This is a genomic window from Gluconacetobacter diazotrophicus PA1 5 (assembly GCF_000067045.1).
GTDB lineage: Bacteria > Pseudomonadota > Alphaproteobacteria > Acetobacterales > Acetobacteraceae > Gluconacetobacter > Gluconacetobacter diazotrophicus.
This window is the reverse complement of the sequence record NC_010125.1, coordinates 2,854,343-2,871,690: the sequence shown is the minus strand read 5'-3', so window position 1 is coordinate 2,871,690 and position 17,348 is coordinate 2,854,343. Positions and strand designations below refer to the sequence as shown.

Genomic DNA, 17,348 nt, shown 5'->3' with positions numbered 1-17,348 from the left:
TCCTCATGGATAGGTGGGCCCGACGGCGTGTGTTGGCCGTCGGCGCCCTGGGCCAATCTGCGAGCTTGCCCTGTATCGAAGCGCTGTTCGCGCGATCGTGTCATGCGAAGCGTTCGCCGACCATCTCCTCGCTTTTTGTCCACAGGGCTTCGGCGTGTGCCGGATCAAGAGCGTAGGCGCGTACGCCCGCGTTGACCAGACTGATCGGCTGGTCGTTCGGCACGACATCACTGACGTGGCAATCCTCGCAGTAATGAGCGCCTACCGCACCGGCTTCAGCCACGACGCCGGCCCAGACCGAGGTTGCAGCCCCCTGCGGAATGCTCTTGAACTGGAACGGCTTCTGGCCCTCGGCGGTGGCCTGCTTGTTGATCTGGTCCAACATGGCTTCGATCTCCCCGGGTGCCATGTGCCGCGCCAGTTCCGTCACAATCCCACCGGGGTGAACCGCCGTCGCCCGCACGCCCCGTGCGCGATGCCGCGCATCGAAGGCAACGGCGAAGAGAATATTGGCGGTCTTGGAACGTCCATAGGCCACGAACGGCACGTACGGCGTGTGCTCGAAATTCGGATCGTCGAGATCGACATCGGCGAAGCGATGTCCGGCCGAGGACACATTGACCAGTCGTGCGCCGTCGCGCAGTAGTCCGGCAATTCGGTTGACCAGAACGAAATGTCCCAGATGGTTGGTGCCAAACTGCGTCTCGAACCCGTCCTTCGTATGCCCGAATGGTGTCGCCATCACGCCCGCGTTGGCGATGACCAGGTCGAAGGGCGTGCCTTGCGCATTCAGACGGTCGGCGCAGGCACGCACACTTGCCAGATCCGCAAGGTCGAGCGCGGTGAGTTCGAACGCTCCGCCTCCTTGCGACGCGGCCACGCGAACCTGATCGGTTGCGCGTTCCGCTTTCGCAAGATCGCGCGCCGCGCCCACGATATGCGCGCCATGACCTGCCAGTGCCCGGGCCGTTTCAATGCCCAGTCCGGCGGAAACGCCGGTCACGAGAACGCGCTTGCCTTTCAGGGATATGCCGGAGAGAACATCGTCGGTCGTCGAGGTCGCGTCAAAGATCTGAGTCATGGGTAGAACTCCCTTGGAACGGTGCGGGCACTTCTTGCCGATATGGCAACATTGGCTCTATGTGGAGCATCGCTCCGTTTGATATATACGGAGGATAACTCCGTTTAACAAGAGGGGGTCCGGTGACCGACGTGAAAAAGCCTCGCCGTCGACCGCGCAGCGACGGTCAGCGCAATAGGGAACATCTCCTGGCAGTGGCCAAAGCCGCGTTTATGATGGGTGAAGTCGACATCGCTTTGGATGAAGTCGCACGCCGCGCGGGCGTGGGGATTGGCACGCTCTATCGTCATTTTCCCAGCCGCGACGCTCTCATCGAGGCGGTTTATCGCGTTGAACTGGACCGCCTTGCCGAAGCGGCTCCTGTTTTGGCTGCGCAACATCCTCCAGTGGAGGCGCTTCGCGCATGGATGCGACTGTTCGTGGATTACATCGCTGCCAAGCAGGTCATAGCCCCGGCACTCAACGGACTGGTGAGCGGCACGGGAGCCCTCTATGCGCAATCGGGCGATATTCTCAAAGCCGCAGCCAACGACCTAGTGTCGACTGCCGTCGCTGCAGGAGACCTACGCGACGATATTGAACCGCTGGATCTGCTGCGGGCGCTGGCGGGCGTGTCGAATTTCGCGGCCGGTCCCGGGTGGGAAAGTAGTGCAAAACGCTTGGTCGATATCCTCATCGCGGGCTCGCGACCATCGGTTTCCTAGATCGCCCGCGTCGAGATTTTGCCTGCTTCGCGACGCCGCACATGTGTGTTGCGCCGTCCAATAAGCAGGGGCTAGCGGAATGTCTTCTACTGGTCTCAAGCGACGTTCATTTAAAGATACGCGTGTTGATCATAGAACACCCGGCGGCGGTTGGCACGCGCAGTGATGACGGTCCACAGAATCACTCGTCGTTCGAACCGAGAGCAAGATGTACCGCTCGCCCAGTTAGCGTTTGGCGACGGCGGCCCGGTTGCGGAGGGCTTCGTAGATAGGCGCCTCCTGCATGCCGTCCGCGACTAGCATCGCGGCGAAGCTCCCGGAGAGAAGCGGCAGCAGCAGGCTGGTCGCATTGGTCATCTCCGTGACGAGAATGATTCCCGTCAGGGGCGCACGGACGGACCCAGCGAACATCGCGGCCATTCCGACAATAACGAAGGGAGCGGTATCGCCCGCCAGACGCGGTTCAAGCACATGTGCGATATCGCCGCAGCCGAGCCCGGCAAGTGCGCCGAGCGCCAGCATGGGCGCAAACAGGCCGCCCGGCGTCGCGGCCGCATAGGAGAGCGCTCCCAGAGCCAGACGCAAGACGAACAGCCCCGAGATGACCGACCATGCGATGGTGCCATTGATCGCGCTTTGCGTCAGCCAGTCTCCGCCTCCCGCCAGATGCGGGGTCAGCCAGACGACGACGCCTGCCAGAGCGCCGATCAGCGCCGCGCGCGTCTCCACTCCGACCGGCAGACCTTCCGCGAACCGCAGTGTTGTAAGGACAGTCCGGTTATACAGGACGGAGAGGACACCCATCGCGAGCCCGGTCAGCAGAAACAGGAGCTGGGTCGAAACGTCGATCACTGCGGGCGCTACAGAGACCATGAAATCCGGGTTCCCACCCAGCATGGCGCGGGCCACGAGAATGGCGGAGACGGAGGCTCCCAGTGCCGAGCAGACAGTGCGGGCTTCGAAGCGGCCGACGAGTTCTTCCAGAACGAAGATGGCCCCTGCCCCCGGCGCGTTGAACGCGGTCGCGAGACCCGCCCCGGCGCCCGCCGCCAGCAAGACCCGACAGTCCGACCGGCCGAGCCGGAGCACGCGGCCGATTGTGTTCGCAGCCGTTGCCCCCATCTGCACGCTCGGTCCTTCGCGCCCGAGTGCCAGCCCGCCACCAATCGCAAGCAAACCACCGACGAATTTCACAGGTATCAGACCAGCCGAAGCGGGCGTGGTCGATCCGGCCAGGACAGCCTCGACATGCGGAATACCGCTGCCAGAGGCGAGCGGGGCCAGCCGCCGCACCATCAGCGCCGCAAGGAAGGAGGCAAGGCTCGATGCCAGAATCAGGAGCAGGCCGGCCGGAAAGCCGTGCCACGGACCAAGAGCGAACGCCGTGCGCAACCCGTCAGACCATTCGAGGAGCAGCCGGAACGATCCGCAGATCACGCCCGCGACGAGGCCCGTCAGGATCGACAGCAACGAAAGAACCGTCAGGCCGCAGGGAGGATCGTTTTCAGGCGTTTGTATCACGGGGTTTTTCCAAGCCGCAGCGCGTTGGTGATGACCGTGACGGAGGAGAGCGCCATGGCCGCGCCTCCGATCATGGGCGACAACAGAAGCCCGAATACCGGGTAGAGGACGCCCGCCGCGACCGGGATGCCGATCCCGTTGAACAGAAACGAGAACGCCAGATTCTGCCGGATGTTGTGCATCGTGTCATGCGCCAGAGTCCGGGCACGAACCAGCGCGCCGAGACTGCCATGGGCCAGCGTAATCCCCGCGCTCTCGATGGCAACGTCCGTTCCCGTACCCATGGCAATGCCGACGGACGCGGCGGCGAGCGCGGGAGCATCGTTCACGCCATCCCCCGTCATCGCCACATGCGCCCCCGCTGCCTCAAGCCTCCGGATAATGTCCGCCTTGTCCTGCGGCTTCAGTCCGGCGTGGATTTCGGCAATATTCCCAGCAGCCTTCGCCACAGCGGCGGCGGTCGCCTCATTGTCGCCCGTGAGCATAACGATGCGCAACCCATCGGCGTGCAGGGCCGCAAGCGCCGCCTTCGTATCCGCCCGCAGGGGATCGGCCACCGCGATCAGCCCGGCCAACCTGCCATCGATGGCGACAAACATCACGCCCGCGCCGTCCTGACGCCGCGCCCCGGCCGTCGCCTCCAGCGGCGCGGTATCGACCCCCGCCTGCTTCAGCCGTTCGGCATTGCCGATCACCACCTGATGCCCGTTCACCGTTCCGCTGACGCCCAGACCGGGCTGCGAGGCGAAATCCCCGACCGGCGCGGGTTCGCCGTGGCGCTCCTTCAGCGCCCGGACCACGGCCTGCGCCAGCGGATGCTGCGACTCCGCCTCGACCGACGCCGCCGGACGCAGCACCTCATCCTCCCGCCAGCCCTCCGCGACGTCCAGCGCGATCAGCTTCGGGTGCCCTTCAGTCAGCGTGCCGGTCTTGTCCACGACCAGCGTGTCCACCTTGTCCACTGCCTGCAATGCGCCCGCGTCGCGCACCAGCACACCCTCGCGCGCGCCGCGCCCGGTGCCGACCATCACCGACATCGGCGTCGCCAGACCCAGCGCGCAGGGGCAGGCGATGATCAGTACCGAAATCGCGTTGAGCAGCGCGTGACCGAAGCGCGGCGCCGGACCGACGGCATACCAGACGATGAAGGTCACGATAGAGACAGCAAGCACCAGCGGCACGAACCAGCCCGAGACGCGGTCTGCGACGGTCTGGATCGGCGCGCGCGAGCGCTGGGCCGAGGCGACCATCTTGACGATGCGCGCCAGCATCGTGTCGCTGCCGACCGCCTGCGCCTCGATCTCCAGACTTCCTGTGCCGTTGATGGTGCCCCCTGTCACCGGATCGCCGGCTTTCTTCTCGACGGGCGCGGGCTCGCCGGTGATCATGGATTCATCGACGCTCGACGCGCCGTCCAGCACCGTGCCGTCAACGGGGACAGATTCTCCCGGCCGGACGCGCAACCGGTCGCCCTTCATAACGTCCTCGACCGGAACATCCTGCTCCCTGTCGTCGGCACCGATGCGGTGCGCCTGTTTCGGCGTGAGGTCCAGCAGCGCACGGATGGCGTTGCCGGTCGCCGCACGAGCGCGCAGTTCCAGCACCTGGCCGAGCAGCACCAGCGCCACCACGACGCCCGCCGCCTCGTAATAGACGGGCAGCGTGCCATCCGGCGTCCGGAAGGTCGCAGGGAAGACATTGGGCGCGAAGGTCGCGGCAAGGCTGTAGCCGAAGGCCGCGCCGACGCCGAACATGATCAGGGTGAACATGTTGAAGTGCAGCGTAGGCAGCGAGGCGAGGCCACGCTGGAAGAATGGTAGTCCCGCCCAGCAGACGATGGGCAGCGTGAGCGCGAGTTGAACCCAGGGCGAAAGAACGGGCGGAAGGAGGCGCAGCCCGACATCTCCGCCCATCGAGACGATCAGCAGGGGAACGGCGAGCGCCGCGGCCACAATCAGGCGCCGCGTGAAATCCTTCAGTTCGGGGCTTTCCTCGGACTGACCCGCCGGTTCCTCCGGCTCAAGCGCCATGCCGCAGAGCGGGCAGTTTCCCGGATCGTCCCGCCGGATCTGCGGATGCATCGGGCAGGTCCAGATCGTATGTGAGCCGGCGGAAGGAAGCGCGGCCTTCATTGAAGTCGGCGACGCATGCTCCGGATCGTGGCGCGTCATAGCATGCCGCATCTGGTGATTGTTCATTCCCGGCATCGACGGCATGGCGCCGGTTTCGTCCGCCTGCTGAAGCGTCATGCCACATTTCGGGCATTTGCCAGGCTGCGTCTCCCTGACTTCCGGATGCATCGGACACGTCCAGACGGTTCCAGGCGAGGATGGGCGCTGGTCGCCCGGCTGATGCGTCTGTGACATGCCATGTCCCTCGATTGGAGCCGCAGGAGGCCTGACCACTGTAATCGGCCGGCAATTATCCAGTAGCATGTTTCAGCAAAAATGGCGGAATGAACGCTATCAAGAACGGATCGTCTCTATCTCTGATGTCCGCGATGCTTGCGCTAAGTCGCTTCCTGTCGCCACGCTGGGCTGTGTCCCGAGGTGTGGTGTAGGAGCGAGTCTGGCTGCTGAGGCGGCCATCGCCGGTCTTTGATAGGGTTCGGGTGCGAACTGAACCTGAAGGACCTGACGATGACCGACGAGAAGATGGCGCTGCTGGAGCTTGTGGAGCAAGCGTCGGATGGCGATTTTGTTCGTGAGATGCTGGCGTTCGCTGCCGATCGGATGATGGAGATGGAGGTTGAGGCCCGGACCGGTGCGCCGCTTGGCGCGCGTTCGGCCTCCCGCTCGACCCAACGCAACGGCTACCGCGCTCGGAACTGGGACACCCGGGCGGGCACGGTGGAGCTTGCGATCCCGAAGCTACGCAAGGGCAGCTATTTCCCGACCTTCCTGGAGCCGCGGAAAACGGCGGAAAAGGCACTGCTGGCGGTCATCCAGGAAGCCTACGTCCAGGGTATTTCCACGCGATCGGTCGATGATCTCGTCCGCGCGATGGGCGCCGGGGGCATCTCCAAAAGCCAGGTCAGTCGTCTGGTGGGCGAGATCGACGAACGGGTCAACAGCTTCCTGTCTCGGCCGATCGAGGGCGAATGGCCGTATCTCTGGATCGACGCCACCTATCTGAAACTGCGCCAGGGTGGCCGGATTGTCTCGATTGCCGTGATAATCGCCGTGGGCGTAAATACGGACGGCCGTCGTGAGGTGCTCGGCGTGGCGACGGGACCGTCCGAAGCGGAAGCGTTCTGGACGGATTTCCTGCGCTCCCTGGCCGATCGCGGCCTGCGCGGCGTGAAGTTGGTGGTGGCCGACGCGCATGCCGGACTGCGGGCCGCGGCCGGTCGCGTGTTCAATGCGACCCTGCAACGCTGCCGGGTGCACTGGCTGCGCAATGCGCTCGCCCATGCCCATGCGAAGCAGCGTCCTGCCATCTCGGCCCTGTTGCGCACGATCTTCACGCAGGAAACCGCCGAGGATGCGTCACGCCAATGGCGGCACGTCACCGACAAGCTGCGCGAAGGCTTTCCGAAGCTGGCCGAATTCATGAAGCGGACGGAAGTGGACGTGCTTGCCTACATGGGCTTTCCTCGGGAGCATTGGACGCAAATCTCGTCGACGAACCCGATCGAGCGGGTGAACAGGGAGATCAAGCGTCGCTGCGACGTCATCGGCATTTTCCCCAACGATGCCGCCATTATCCGCCTCGTCGGCGCGCTGATGCTCGAACAGAACGACGAGTGGGCGGTCTGCCGACGTTACATGACGCTGGAAGGACTGGCCGCCATCAGCCATAATCCCACAATCAGCCTGCCCGCCGTGGCCGCCTGATAACCTCGAACCCTTCGAGGAACGGTGCTCCTACACCACACCTCGGGACACAGCCCCACGCTGCTGTCCGTTCAAGATGCCCGATTTCAAGTTGCGCCATCGGCACGCACCTCCGATGGTCTCGCGCGTGACATCCGCACATATGATACGGCCTCCTCGAGAGCTACCGACTGGTAAACCGGGCGACGAGGACGCCGCATTAAGTACGAAACCGGTCTATCTATTCCAGCAGGGCATAATCGTTAGTCCCGGGCGCTCCCTAGGACCACTCCAATCGATCGATCAAATTCCTCTCCGTCACCTAATCCTTGGCAGAGAGGAAACCAGACCAATGACCCAATTCACCGCTTATACGACCGATACCGCTCCCGAAGCCGCCCGTCCCATTTTCGAGGGTGTCAAGGGCGCTTTCGGCTTCGTACCCAACCTGCAATCCTACATGGCCGAATCACCGGAGCTGCTGGCAGGTTATACGGCACTCTGGGATCTGTTTTCCAAGACGACACTGACCGCTCATGAGCAGCAGGTCGTTTACCTCACCTCGAACTACGAGAATGAGTGCCGTTACTGCATGGCCGGTCACACGACGCTGGCCAAAATGCAGAAGATGGAAGCGGCCGTGATTGAGGCTTTGCGTGCCGGCAAGCCCTTGCCGGATGCGAAGCTGGAAGCACTCCATCACTTCACGACGTTGGTTGTCCGTAACCGCGGCCAGGTCGCCGACGCCAATGTCGACGCTTTTATCAATGCCGGTTTCACCCGCCGCAACGTGCTTGAGGTTGTGCTGGGCGTCGCCACCAAAGTGATGAGCAATTACACCAACCACATTGTCCACACGCCCCTCGACGATTTCATGAAGGGGAATGAATGGACGAAGCCGACCGGCAACGCGTCGTGATTTTCGGGCGCCCGGCATGATGCCGGGCGCCCTTTTTTTGAAAGCTGGACCGGTGTTTTATTTCGATAACGAACGCATAAACGCGATCAGCCGGATCACATCTCCTGGAACGAGGCGCCCGATGGCGCGGGTCGAATACACGGCATTCACGATCGAGCCATCCGGTGCGAGGATGAAGCCGGTCGTTTCCAGAAAATGGCCTCGGCTGGGGTGGTGCATGTCATAGGCCCCAGTGCGTTCGACAATTGTCTCAACGTCAGCGGAATGGCCCAGCGGGAATGGCCAGTGATGTTTCGCGGCAAACGCAGCCGACGCCGTTTCGTCATCCACCGAGAACGCCATTACGTCGATTTCAGCCTCAGACAAGGCGTCGGCGGCCTGCGCAAATGCGGCGATCTGTTCATTGCAGAACGGGCACCAATGCCCCCGATAGATCAGGATAACCCGATATTTTCCGTTAAGATCGTTCGCCGGACGCAGTGTGCCTCCTCCCACCTCCGGGATCACAAGATTCGGGAACATATCGCCGTTTTTGAGCTGTCCTGTCATTTTCTTCCTCGTTGATATGGACGATAGCGTCGTGGCATGCGACTTCCAAAGTGGACTGTCCAGTCCATTATGTTGGAATTGAACCATGACCCGCGAGAGAACGATTACAAACCGCCCTTTGACGCCCCGTGGCGCGGCGACAAAACAGCGTATCGTCGAGGGCGCTGCCGAGTTGATCTATCTGCACGGCGCTGAAAACGTGAGCCTCGACACTGTGATGGAGGTAACGAACACCAGCAAATCCCAGCTTTATCATTATTTCGCCAATAAACAGGCGCTCATTCGCGACGTCATCGACCTGCAAACCAGTCGGATCCTGGCCGCCAACGCAAAGTCTCTCGGTGGGCTGGATTCCTTCGTCGCCTTGCGTGCATGGGGCGACATGATTATCGCAGCGTTTCGGGCCAGTGGCGGAATCGGTGGCTGCCCGATCGGCTCGCTTGCCAGCGAGCTGTCCACACAGTCGGAAGAGGCAAGGCTTCAGCTCAGGCAGAGCTTTTCAGACTGGAGCAACGTCATCGAGAACGGCTTGCGCCGGATGCGGCAGATCGGTCAGCTGGACTCGGATACGGATGTTGCCGCTGTGGCGGTGGCGATGGTCGCGGCGGTCCAGGGTGGAATAATTCTGGCGAAAACGAGCCGCGAAACCCGTCCATTAGAACTCGCCATCGACATGGCGCTTGCATATGTAAAACGACATGCCAGTGTTGTCGTCGGGTAGAGCGTCCATTCTGAAAATTGCCTGCGAGACCGCTCACACCATCGAATTCATCAGATCCTCGACAAATCCTGCGAACTGGCGTGCTTTCGCGGTCATCATGCGACCGGCCGGAAAAACGGCCCAGAGATCGATGGGGGGCAACGACCACCCTTCCAGCACCCGCACGACAGCGCCGCGTTCCAGTTCCGGCGCGAACATCCAGTCCGACGTGATGGTCAGGCCCATATCCGCCAGTATCGCGGCGCGCAATCCTTCGGCGGCACTGACGCGCAGCCGTCCCGAGACGGAAACCGACACCGCCGCCCCATCCCGCGTGAACGACCAGACGCTTGGCAGTTGACTGTAGATGACGGTGTCGTGGTTCGCGAGATCCGCAGGGTGCCGCGGTACTCCCGCGCGCGCCAGATAGGCGGGCGTTGCGATGACCGATCGCCGGCCGGTCGCGACTTTTCTCACAACGGCCGTGGAATCGGAGAGCGCACCCATGCGCAGGGAGATATCGACGCCCTCCGCCACGAGATCGATCATCCGGTCGTCGAGAAGGAAATCGACATCGAGTTGCGGATGCGCCGCCAGAAACGCGGGTAATTTCGGAATCACATGCAGGCGCGAAAACGTCGTCGCGGCCGACACCCGCAATCGCCCGGACAGCCCGATGCTCGCCCCTTTGGCGGCGAGTTCTGCTTCGTCCGCCTCCTGGATGGCGTTGCGCGCGCGTTCATAGAAGTTCTGCCCGGCCTCGGTCGGCGTCAGGCCGTGCGTGGTGCGGATCAGCAAGCTGACCTGAAGTCGGGCCTCGAGTTGCGCCACGGTCTTGGAAACCGCCGGCTGCCCCACGCCAAGCTGACGCGCCGCGGCTGAGAACGATCCTGTTTCCAGCACGCGCACGAACGTGGTCATCGCCTGATATCGGTCCATGCCATTCCTCCGAGGAATGACCTTTATCGCCCCGAGACGACTGCCATGTCGAGCGGCATGGACGATATCGTCTCCTTCACCCGGACAGGCCGGGCCAGAGAGAAAGAAGACCCGATGTTCGGACCCTTCATTGTCGCGGCGTCCGAACCGGCCATCGCGCACAGCATGCTCGCCTTCCAGCTCACCGGCAGCCCGCTGCTTCATGCCCTGTTGGCGTTGGTCGGGCATGTCCTCTCCGGCCCGCAAGCCCGCCAAGAAGGAGAAAACGACGATGCTTGATGTCTATGCTTTCGCGACGCCCAACAGCGTCAAGGTGCCGATCGCGCTGGAGGAACTGGGGCTTCCCTATACGCTGCACGGCGTCAATGTCCGCAAGGGCGAACAGAAGACGCCGGAGTTCCTCAGGCTGAACCCCAACGGCAAGGTGCCGGTCCTCGTCGACACGCCCGAGAGCGGCGATCCGTTCGTCCTCACGGAATCAGCGGCGATCCTCGTTTATCTCGCCGAGAAAACCGGGCGGCTTCTGCCGGCCAGCGGGGAAGAGCGCGCCCGCGTTTTCGAGCAGCTTTTCTTTCACGCGTCCGGTCTGAGTCCTGCTTTCGGCCAGTCCGGCTTCTTCCAGCGCTTCGCCGCCGAGCCTCAGCCCCTTGCCATCGAGCGTTTCGCCGCCGAAGCGACACGCACCCTGGGCGTGCTCGACGGCGTGCTGGCGGACCGCCCCTTCGTTGCCGGGGCAGACTTCACCATCGCGGACATCGCCCATTTCGGCTGGCTGTGGCGTCGTGGTTTTCCCAACATCACATTCAGTGACGCAACGCATGTCGCCCGCTGGTACGAGACGGTCGAAGCACGCCCGGCCGTGCAACGCGGCATCGCCCGCGTCGAAGCGCTCGTCCCGCAAGACTGACGTCATCCCTTTCAAGGAAAACATCATGTCCATGCTTTTCACGCCTTTCAGGGCAGGCGCGCTGTCGCTCGGTCATCGGGTCGTCATGGCGCCGCTCACCCGCATGCGTTCGGAACCCGGCGACAAGGCCGGTGCGCTCATGCGCGAATATTACGCCCAACGCACATCGCATGGCGGCCTCATCGTGTCGGAAGCCACGCCAGTCGCGCGGGAAGGATACGGTTATGCCGGAGCACCCGGCATCTACGACGATGCGCAGATCGAGGGCTGGCGCACGGTGACCGACGCCGTGCATGCCAGCGGCGGCAAGATCGTCATGCAGCTCTGGCACGTCGGACGGCAGTCCCACCGCGATCTTCAGCCGGACGGCGGCGCACCCGTGGCACCCTCCGCCATCCAGGCGGAAGGCGATGCCTACACGCCGAACGGGCCGGCGCCGTTCTCGATGCCGCGCGCGCTGGCGCTTCATGAAATTCCCGGCGTGATCGAGCAGTTCCGCCAGGGCGCGGCGCGTGCGAAAGCGGCCGGTTTCGACGGTGTGGAAATCCACGGTGCGAATGGTTACCTGCCCGACCAGTTTTTGCAGGACGGCACCAACCACCGCACTGACGCGTATGGCGGCCCGATCGAAAACCGCGCGCGCTTCCTGCTGGAAGTGACGCAGGCGGCCATCGATGTGTGGGGCGCGGATCGCGTCGGCGTGCGGCTGAGCCCAAGCGGCACTTACGGTTCGATGTCCGACAGCAACCCGCAGGAGACCTTCGGCTATGTCGCGGAGAAGCTGGACGAAATGGGCATCGCCTATCTCCATGTCGTCGAGCCGCGCATCAAGGGCACGGAACTGGTCGCCGAGAGCGATGCCGTCGCGGCCCGGCATTTGCGCGGCGCCTTCAGCGGCACGCTCATTGCCGCCGGCGGTTTTGATGGCGCCAGTGCCGAGGCGATCATCCGGGCAGGCGACGCCGATGCCGTCGCTTTCGGGCGGGCGTTCATCAGCAATCCCGATCTGCCGGAGCGTCTGCGACGCAATCTGCCGCTGAACCCGTATGACCGTTCGACCTTCTACGGCGGCGATGCGCATGGCTACACCGATTATCCGGCGCTTGAATCCGTCGGGTGAGATCTCATTCCGGCCCGGAATGACCAATAGTCGTCCGAGCCGTCATCCCCCATGCAGCAGACCGCTCTATCTCAAGCATGTCGCTACGACTGACAAAGGAAACGACCATGTCACTTCAGGCAAAACTCGATGCCTTTAAGGCCGATTTCGAAGCCGGCAAGCCGCCCTATAACGTGCCGCATGCGGTCATCGAGGTGATGCACCGTGCCACTGCCGAACTGATCGCCGCCGGTGCCGCCGAGAAGGCGCTCAAGGCCGGTGACAGGGCCCCGGATTTCACACTGAACGATCCGGAAGGCAATCCCGTCTCCACCGCCGATCTTCTGGCGCAGGGTCCGCTGGTCGTCAGCTTCTATCGCGGTGTCTGGTGCCCTTACTGCAACATGGAACTGCAGGCGCTCGAAGCCGCCCTGCCGTCGTTCCGCGCACTCGGCGCGAACCTGATCGCCATCTCGCCGCAGACGGCGGTCAACAGCCGCAAGTCGGTGCGCCAGAACGCGCTTGATTTCCCGATCCTGTCGGACACGCATAACGATGTGGCCGCAAAATTCCGCCTGCGTTTCGCGCTGCCGGATTATCTGGTCGAACTCTACCGGAACCTGAAGAACGATCTGCCGGGCTTCAACGGCGATGACAGCTGGACCCTGCCGATGCCGGGCCGCTTCGTGATCGGCCAGGACGGCGTGATTCTCTATGCCGAGGTCAACCCGGACTATACCCGCCGCCCCGAGCCTGAAGACATGCTCCCGGCCCTGCGCAAGGCCGCGAACGTCACGGCCTGATCCGCGCGATATTCCACGCCAGCCCGACATGTTGTTCCAGGCTGGCGCGGACGACATGAAAACGGAAGACAGACGATGACACCGAGAGAAAAAGGCAACGCGGCAACACGCGCCCTGATGGGGCCTGAGTCGTCCGAGCGCCTTGCCACCGCCGCCGCGTCCAACACGTTCGGGGCCGATATCGTCGGATACGCGGTCGATCACGTCTTCGGCGATATCTGGACGCGCGATGGTCTCGACCAGCCGCGCCGAAGCCTCATTACCATGACAGTCATGGTGGCGCTGCGACAGCCTCACGAATTCGGTCTGCATATGAATTTCGCGCTCGACCACGGTATGAAGCTGCGCGAGATCGAAGAAGCGCTGATCCAGATGCTCCCTTATGTCGGATTTCCAGCCATCTCGAGCGTCCTGCCGATCGCCACAAAAATCATAGCCGCGCGTGGGCTGGACAAGACGGCCGATTATGCAGGCCATCGCGGCCTTCTCTGAAACAAGGCAGGGGCCGCAGGCATCGGAACGCGGCATGACCCTGTCTGCGGTCCCTATTTCGTTTCCTCCCGCTCCCCTTCACTCCTGGAGACCCGACAATGCAACGCACCTTTCTGATTACCGGCGCCAGCAAGGGTATCGGCCTGGCTCTGGCGCATAATCTGGCAAAGCAGGGTCATCGCGTCGTCGGTCTGGCGCGCAATGCACGGACGGCTTTCCAGGCACCCTTGTGCAGGCGGATCTTGCCGACAGCGATGCAACGGCACGCCTGTGCACCGAGCTTGCGGAGCAACACGCTTTCGATGGTGTCGTCAACAACGTCGGCCTCGTCAGAGCACAATCCCTTGAAGAGGTTTCCCTGTCCGCTCTCGACGAGGTCATGCGGGTCAATCTTCACCCGGCTGTCCTGACGGCCCAGGCCTTTCTGCCGGGAATGAAGGCGCGTGGTTGGGGACGCATCGTCAACATATCCAGCCTGACAGCCCTTGGAGCCGTGCAACGGACCGCCTATGCCGCGGCGAAGTCGGCACTGATCAGCTTTTCGCGGGGGTGGGCCCTCGAACTTGCCACGACCGGGATCACGGTCAACACCGTCGCTCCTGGTCCGACAGAGACCGAATTGTTTCGCGCCAACAACATGCCCGGCAGCGATGGTGAAAAACGCTATCTGTCGGGTGTTCCCATGAAGCGGTTCGGAAGACCGGAGGAAGTGGCGGCGGCGATCGCGTTTGTGCTGTCGGAAGACGCATCGTTCATGACGGGGCAGACCCTGCATATCGACGGCGGCGCTTCGATCGGAAGAGCCTGAGGTGGCGCTGGCGCCCGATCCGGCCTCTGACGGGGTGGTGCTCGTCCTGCGAGAACGATCCCTGCGGCTGAATGAAACGCCGGTCCCGCACCGGTCTTCTCCACAACAGTCGTCATTTTCCCCACCATGAGTATCCCGGCCGACATATCGAAAGGATGGACGCCCATGATCCGCTTCTACTACCACCCGACGCCGAACCCCGCGAAAATCGCGCTGTTCCTGGAGGAGGCTGGACTTTCCTATGAAGCCGTGCCGATCGATACCAGCAAGGGGGAGCAGCACGCGCCGGCTTTCCGCAGGATCAACCCGAACGGCAAGCTTCCGGCCATCGTCGATACGGACGGCCCCGGCGGCCAGGAAGCCCGCGTCTTCGATTCCACGGCCATTCTTCTCTATCTGGCCGAAAAGACGGATCGCTTCCTCGGCACCGACGCCGACCGCCCGGAACTCCTGTCCTGGCTGATGTTTCTGGGCACCGGCCTCGGCCCGTTTTCCGGTCAGGCCGTGCATTTCCAGTATGCCGCGCCCGGCGGACTCGACTATGCCGTCAACCGCTACCGACGGGAAACAGAGCGGCATTACCAGGTGCTGAACGACCATCTGGAAGGCCGCTCCTTCGTCGTCGGCGAGGATTATACCATTGCCGACATGTCGGCATGGGGCTGGCTCGACCGCGCGCCGCGCGTGATGAAAGGGTCAGACACACCGCTGGCACCCTGGCCCAACCTGGCGCGCTTCATGAACCTCATGAACGCACGTCCGGCCGTTGCCCGTGCCCGCGCCGTCATGACCACCCATACTTTCAAGACCGAGATGGACGTGCAAGCGTTACGCGCGCTCTATCCCTCGAACTTCCCGGCATAATCGCGAAAGGTCCGTTACATGTCTTCATCGAATACCTACACCCCGCCGCCGGTCTGGACATGGAACGCCCAGAACGGTGGCACATTCGCCAGCATCAACCGCCCGGTCGCAGGCCCCACGCATGAGAAGGCGCTTCCAGTCGGCCGCCATCCGCTCCAGCTCTACTCGCTGGGGACGCCGAATGGCGTGAAGGTCACGATCATGCTGGAAGAGCTGCTGGCGGCAGGCCATGCAGGCGCCGAGTATGATGCGTGGCTGATCAAGATCGGGGAGGGCGATCAATTCGGTTCCGGTTTTACCGACGTGAACCCGAATTCCAAGATCCCGGCGCTCGTGGACCATAGTCTGGACAGGCCGCTGAACGTGTTCGAATCCGGCTCCATCCTGCTGTATCTTGCCGAGAAATTCGATGCGTTCCTGCCGAAGGATATCGCGGGTCGAACGGCGTGTCTCAACTGGCTGTTCTGGCAGGTCGGAAGCGGTCCGTATATCGGCGGCGGCTTCGGGCATTTTTATGCCTATGCGCCGGAGAAAATCGAATACGCGATCAACCGCTTCACCATGGAGGCCAAGCGCCAGCTCGACGTTCTCAACCGGCGGCTTGCCGAAAGCCCGTTCATCGCGGGCGACGATTACACGATTGCCGATATGGCGATCTTCCCATGGTATGGCGGCCTCGTGGAGGGCTGGATGTATAACGATGCCGCCACGTTCCTGAACGTACAGGACTATCCGCATGTCCGGGCCTGGGCGGACCGGCTGCTCGAACGCCCGGCCGTGCGGCGTGGTCGAATGGTCAACCGTATGGTCGGCGAGCCGTCAAGCCAGTTGCACGAACGCCATGACGCGTCCGACTTCGAGACGAAAACGCAGGACCGGCTTGCCCAGGGCTGATGTTTCGTGGACCGGTCCCGCTGAAAACCGGCCCTCGGCCGCCATCCGGACCAGGATGGCGGTGTTGTTCACCCTACCAGCGGGTCAGTGGCGGCAGGACCAGACGCGTCACGAGTGTCACGACGCCGCAGGCCGCCGAATACCAGACGGCGACATAAAGCGGGTCGTCGAACGGACAGGCCAGCGCGAAGGCCAGCGCGCCAAAGGCCGCGGCGGCGATCCCCACTGCCCAGGCCGTGCCGCGCGCATCCACCGGGGCGCCGCGCCGCGCGAACAGGCCGAGCGCCAGCACCGCCGGCAGGGACAATTCCACGATTTTCCGCGCGCAGACGATGCCGTGCGTCGGATCGAGCCGCTGCCAGAGCACGGCGGGACCGGCCTGAAGCACGTCCACCAGCCAGCCGAGCACGAGTGCCGCGAGGGCGAGCATGCCCACGATGCGCAGACCCCGTCGCGGTGAGCGTGTGGGATCGAGCGACAGGAGCGCCGTCGTCCCGCCGACGACGGCAATCACGGCCAGGCTTGCGGCCTTCCACCAGAAGCTCGGCATTCCCATGGCGTGCGGCATGTCCGGACGCATCAGACCCAGCTTCAGCACGAAGACGATCTCGATCACGCCGAGCGCCAACAGGATCGTCGCGTCCCGCCACGGCGTCCGCCGTCTGACGGGCCGCAGGCCGGTCGCGAGCCGATCGATCAGGGGATCAGTCGACATCACTACCTCGCATTACTAAAGCATTCATGCGGTTCAGACCGCGATGAATGTTGACCTTGACCAGCGTGGCGGACTGTCCCGTTCGGCGTGCCGCCTCCTCGATACTCAACCCGCGCAGCTTGACGAGGCGGATGGCTTCCGCCTGCGCTGGCTTCAACTGCCCGAGCAGGCGTTCCAGCGCATAGGCCGTCGTCACCTGCTCCTCATGATCCTGCACCGGCAGATCGTCGTCGAGCGGCGCATCATTCGCCCGGCTGGCGGCCCGCAACCGATCGATCCACTTGTATCGAGCGATCGCCGCGATCCAGGGGCCGAACTTCTGGGACGGATTGAATGTATGCCGTTTCTCGTGAACGGCAAGCAACGTGTCCTGTACTGCATCGTCAACCATGGATAGCGGCAGACGCCGGAGAAAGAAGCGTCTCAGCCAATCCTGGGCCTCTGCGAGCACGTGGCGATAGGCATCGGCGTCGCCCGCCTGAGCCGCCGCCATCCAGCGGCTCCAATCCGCTTCCGTCACGAACCCTCCGTCCCTGGT

The 17,348-nt window shown here is 63.3% G+C and carries 17 protein-coding genes and 2 pseudogenes; 12 read left to right on the top strand and 7 right to left on the bottom strand.

Features of this window, described 5'->3' with window-relative positions; all coding sequences use genetic code 11:
- Window positions 1-100: 100 nt before the first annotated feature.
- Window positions 101-1,081, bottom strand: a complete 981-nt coding sequence (locus GDI_RS13225) for an SDR family NAD(P)-dependent oxidoreductase (protein WP_012226946.1) — start codon at window positions 1,079-1,081, stop codon at window positions 101-103.
- Window positions 1,082-1,203: 122 nt separating this feature from the next.
- On the opposite strand from GDI_RS13225, the gene GDI_RS13220 reads away from it, so the two are divergent.
- Entirely contained in the window at window positions 1,204-1,785 is a 582-nt protein-coding gene (locus GDI_RS13220; RefSeq protein ID WP_012226945.1) for a TetR/AcrR family transcriptional regulator, read from the top strand.
- 225 nt (window positions 1,786-2,010) lie between these two features.
- On the opposite strand, the gene GDI_RS13215 is transcribed toward GDI_RS13220, so the two are convergent.
- Both GDI_RS13215 and GDI_RS13210 read right to left on the bottom strand, forming a co-directional pair.
- Complete coding sequence (locus GDI_RS13215) at window positions 2,011-3,255, bottom strand: chloride channel protein (protein WP_231854125.1); 1,245 nt, start codon at window positions 3,253-3,255, stop codon at window positions 2,011-2,013.
- Window positions 3,256-3,302: 47 nt separating this feature from the next.
- A complete protein-coding gene (locus GDI_RS13210; RefSeq protein ID WP_012226943.1) occupies window positions 3,303-5,741 on the bottom strand; it encodes a copper-transporting P-type ATPase in 2,439 nt (812 codons plus the stop codon).
- Between the two features lie 204 nt (window positions 5,742-5,945).
- On the opposite strand from GDI_RS13210, the gene GDI_RS13205 reads away from it, so the two are divergent.
- Both GDI_RS13205 and GDI_RS13200 read left to right on the top strand, forming a co-directional pair.
- Entirely contained in the window at window positions 5,946-7,142 is a 1,197-nt protein-coding gene (locus GDI_RS13205) for an IS256-like element ISGdi8 family transposase (RefSeq protein WP_012226942.1), read from the top strand.
- Window positions 7,143-7,473: 331 nt separating this feature from the next.
- Complete coding sequence (locus tag GDI_RS13200) at window positions 7,474-8,040, top strand: carboxymuconolactone decarboxylase family protein (RefSeq protein ID WP_012226941.1); 567 nt, start codon at window positions 7,474-7,476, stop codon at window positions 8,038-8,040.
- Between the two features lie 57 nt (window positions 8,041-8,097).
- Here the strand turns inward: GDI_RS13200 and GDI_RS13195 are convergent, their stop codons facing one another.
- Complete coding sequence (locus tag GDI_RS13195; RefSeq protein ID WP_012226940.1) at window positions 8,098-8,589, bottom strand: redoxin domain-containing protein; 492 nt, start codon at window positions 8,587-8,589, stop codon at window positions 8,098-8,100.
- 85 nt (window positions 8,590-8,674) lie between these two features.
- Between GDI_RS13195 and GDI_RS13190 the strand changes: the two genes are divergently transcribed.
- Window positions 8,675-9,310 (top strand): TetR/AcrR family transcriptional regulator, encoded by a 636-nt coding sequence (locus tag GDI_RS13190; protein WP_012226939.1) that lies wholly within the window; start codon window positions 8,675-8,677, stop codon window positions 9,308-9,310.
- A gap of 33 nt (window positions 9,311-9,343) precedes the next feature.
- Here GDI_RS13190 and GDI_RS13185 read toward each other — a convergent pair whose 3' ends face one another.
- Window positions 9,344-10,228, bottom strand: a complete 885-nt coding sequence (locus GDI_RS13185) for a LysR family transcriptional regulator (protein WP_012226938.1) — start codon at window positions 10,226-10,228, stop codon at window positions 9,344-9,346.
- 271 nt (window positions 10,229-10,499) lie between these two features.
- Here GDI_RS13185 and GDI_RS13175 point away from each other — a divergent pair, with 271 nt between their 5' ends.
- The 8 genes and pseudogenes from GDI_RS13175 (at window position 10,500) to yghU (ending at window position 16,095) form a co-directional block, all read left to right on the top strand.
- Window positions 10,500-11,135, top strand: coding sequence for a glutathione S-transferase family protein (locus tag GDI_RS13175; protein WP_012226936.1), 636 nt, complete (start codon window positions 10,500-10,502; stop codon window positions 11,133-11,135).
- 25 nt (window positions 11,136-11,160) lie between these two features.
- A complete protein-coding gene (locus GDI_RS13170) occupies window positions 11,161-12,255 on the top strand; it encodes an alkene reductase (RefSeq protein ID WP_012226935.1) in 1,095 nt (364 codons plus the stop codon).
- 107 nt (window positions 12,256-12,362) lie between these two features.
- Window positions 12,363-13,037, top strand: coding sequence for a peroxiredoxin-like family protein (locus GDI_RS13165; RefSeq protein ID WP_012226934.1), 675 nt, complete (start codon window positions 12,363-12,365; stop codon window positions 13,035-13,037).
- Window positions 13,038-13,112: 75 nt separating this feature from the next.
- Window positions 13,113-13,529: a carboxymuconolactone decarboxylase family protein gene (locus GDI_RS13160; protein WP_012226932.1), complete on the top strand. Its 417-nt coding sequence runs from the start codon at window positions 13,113-13,115 to the stop codon at window positions 13,527-13,529.
- Window positions 13,530-13,627: 98 nt separating this feature from the next.
- Window positions 13,628-13,732: pseudogene (locus GDI_RS20690) on the top strand (SDR family NAD(P)-dependent oxidoreductase); the annotation flags it as partial.
- Window positions 13,733-13,737: 5 nt separating this feature from the next.
- Window positions 13,738-14,337 (top strand): annotated as a pseudogene (locus GDI_RS13155) (SDR family oxidoreductase); the annotation flags it as partial.
- Window positions 14,338-14,502: 165 nt separating this feature from the next.
- Window positions 14,503-15,201: a glutathione S-transferase family protein gene (locus GDI_RS13150; RefSeq protein ID WP_012226930.1), complete on the top strand. Its 699-nt coding sequence runs from the start codon at window positions 14,503-14,505 to the stop codon at window positions 15,199-15,201.
- 18 nt (window positions 15,202-15,219) lie between these two features.
- Entirely contained in the window at window positions 15,220-16,095 is an 876-nt protein-coding gene (gene yghU / locus GDI_RS13145; protein ID WP_012226929.1) for a glutathione-dependent disulfide-bond oxidoreductase, read from the top strand.
- Between the two features lie 73 nt (window positions 16,096-16,168).
- Here the strand turns inward: yghU and GDI_RS13140 are convergent, their stop codons facing one another.
- Together GDI_RS13140 and GDI_RS13135 are read right to left on the bottom strand one after the other, a co-directional pair.
- Window positions 16,169-16,810, bottom strand: a complete 642-nt coding sequence (locus GDI_RS13140; RefSeq protein WP_041249457.1) for an NrsF family protein — start codon at window positions 16,808-16,810, stop codon at window positions 16,169-16,171.
- Window positions 16,800-17,330, bottom strand: a complete 531-nt coding sequence (locus tag GDI_RS13135; protein WP_012226927.1) for a sigma-70 family RNA polymerase sigma factor — start codon at window positions 17,328-17,330, stop codon at window positions 16,800-16,802. Before GDI_RS13135 ends, GDI_RS13140 begins: the two co-directional genes overlap by 11 nt.
- Window positions 17,331-17,348 lie beyond the last annotated feature (18 nt).

Excerpts from the sequence above, each read along its gene's own strand:
- GDI_RS13225 (WP_012226946.1), bottom strand. The coding sequence starts at position 1,081 with ATGACTCAGATCTTTGACGCGACCTCGACGACCGACGATGTTCTCTCC.
- GDI_RS13210 (WP_012226943.1), bottom strand. The coding sequence starts at position 5,741 with ATGCTACTGGATAATTGCCGGCCGATTACAGTGGTCAGGCCTCCTGCG.
- GDI_RS13205 (WP_012226942.1), top strand. The coding sequence starts at position 5,946 with ATGACCGACGAGAAGATGGCGCTGCTGGAGCTTGTGGAGCAAGCGTCG.
- GDI_RS13200 (WP_012226941.1), top strand. The coding sequence starts at position 7,474 with ATGACCCAATTCACCGCTTATACGACCGATACCGCTCCCGAAGCCGCC.
- GDI_RS13195 (WP_012226940.1), bottom strand. The coding sequence starts at position 8,589 with ATGACAGGACAGCTCAAAAACGGCGATATGTTCCCGAATCTTGTGATC.
- GDI_RS13190 (WP_012226939.1), top strand. The coding sequence starts at position 8,675 with ATGACCCGCGAGAGAACGATTACAAACCGCCCTTTGACGCCCCGTGGC.
- GDI_RS13185 (WP_012226938.1), bottom strand. The coding sequence starts at position 10,228 with ATGGACCGATATCAGGCGATGACCACGTTCGTGCGCGTGCTGGAAACA.
- GDI_RS13175 (WP_012226936.1), top strand. The coding sequence starts at position 10,500 with ATGCTTGATGTCTATGCTTTCGCGACGCCCAACAGCGTCAAGGTGCCG.
- GDI_RS13170 (WP_012226935.1), top strand. The coding sequence starts at position 11,161 with ATGTCCATGCTTTTCACGCCTTTCAGGGCAGGCGCGCTGTCGCTCGGT.
- GDI_RS13165 (WP_012226934.1), top strand. The coding sequence starts at position 12,363 with ATGTCACTTCAGGCAAAACTCGATGCCTTTAAGGCCGATTTCGAAGCC.
- GDI_RS13160 (WP_012226932.1), top strand. The coding sequence starts at position 13,113 with ATGACACCGAGAGAAAAAGGCAACGCGGCAACACGCGCCCTGATGGGG.
- GDI_RS13150 (WP_012226930.1), top strand. The coding sequence starts at position 14,503 with ATGATCCGCTTCTACTACCACCCGACGCCGAACCCCGCGAAAATCGCG.
- yghU (WP_012226929.1), top strand. The coding sequence starts at position 15,220 with ATGTCTTCATCGAATACCTACACCCCGCCGCCGGTCTGGACATGGAAC.
- GDI_RS13140 (WP_041249457.1), bottom strand. The coding sequence starts at position 16,810 with ATGTCGACTGATCCCCTGATCGATCGGCTCGCGACCGGCCTGCGGCCC.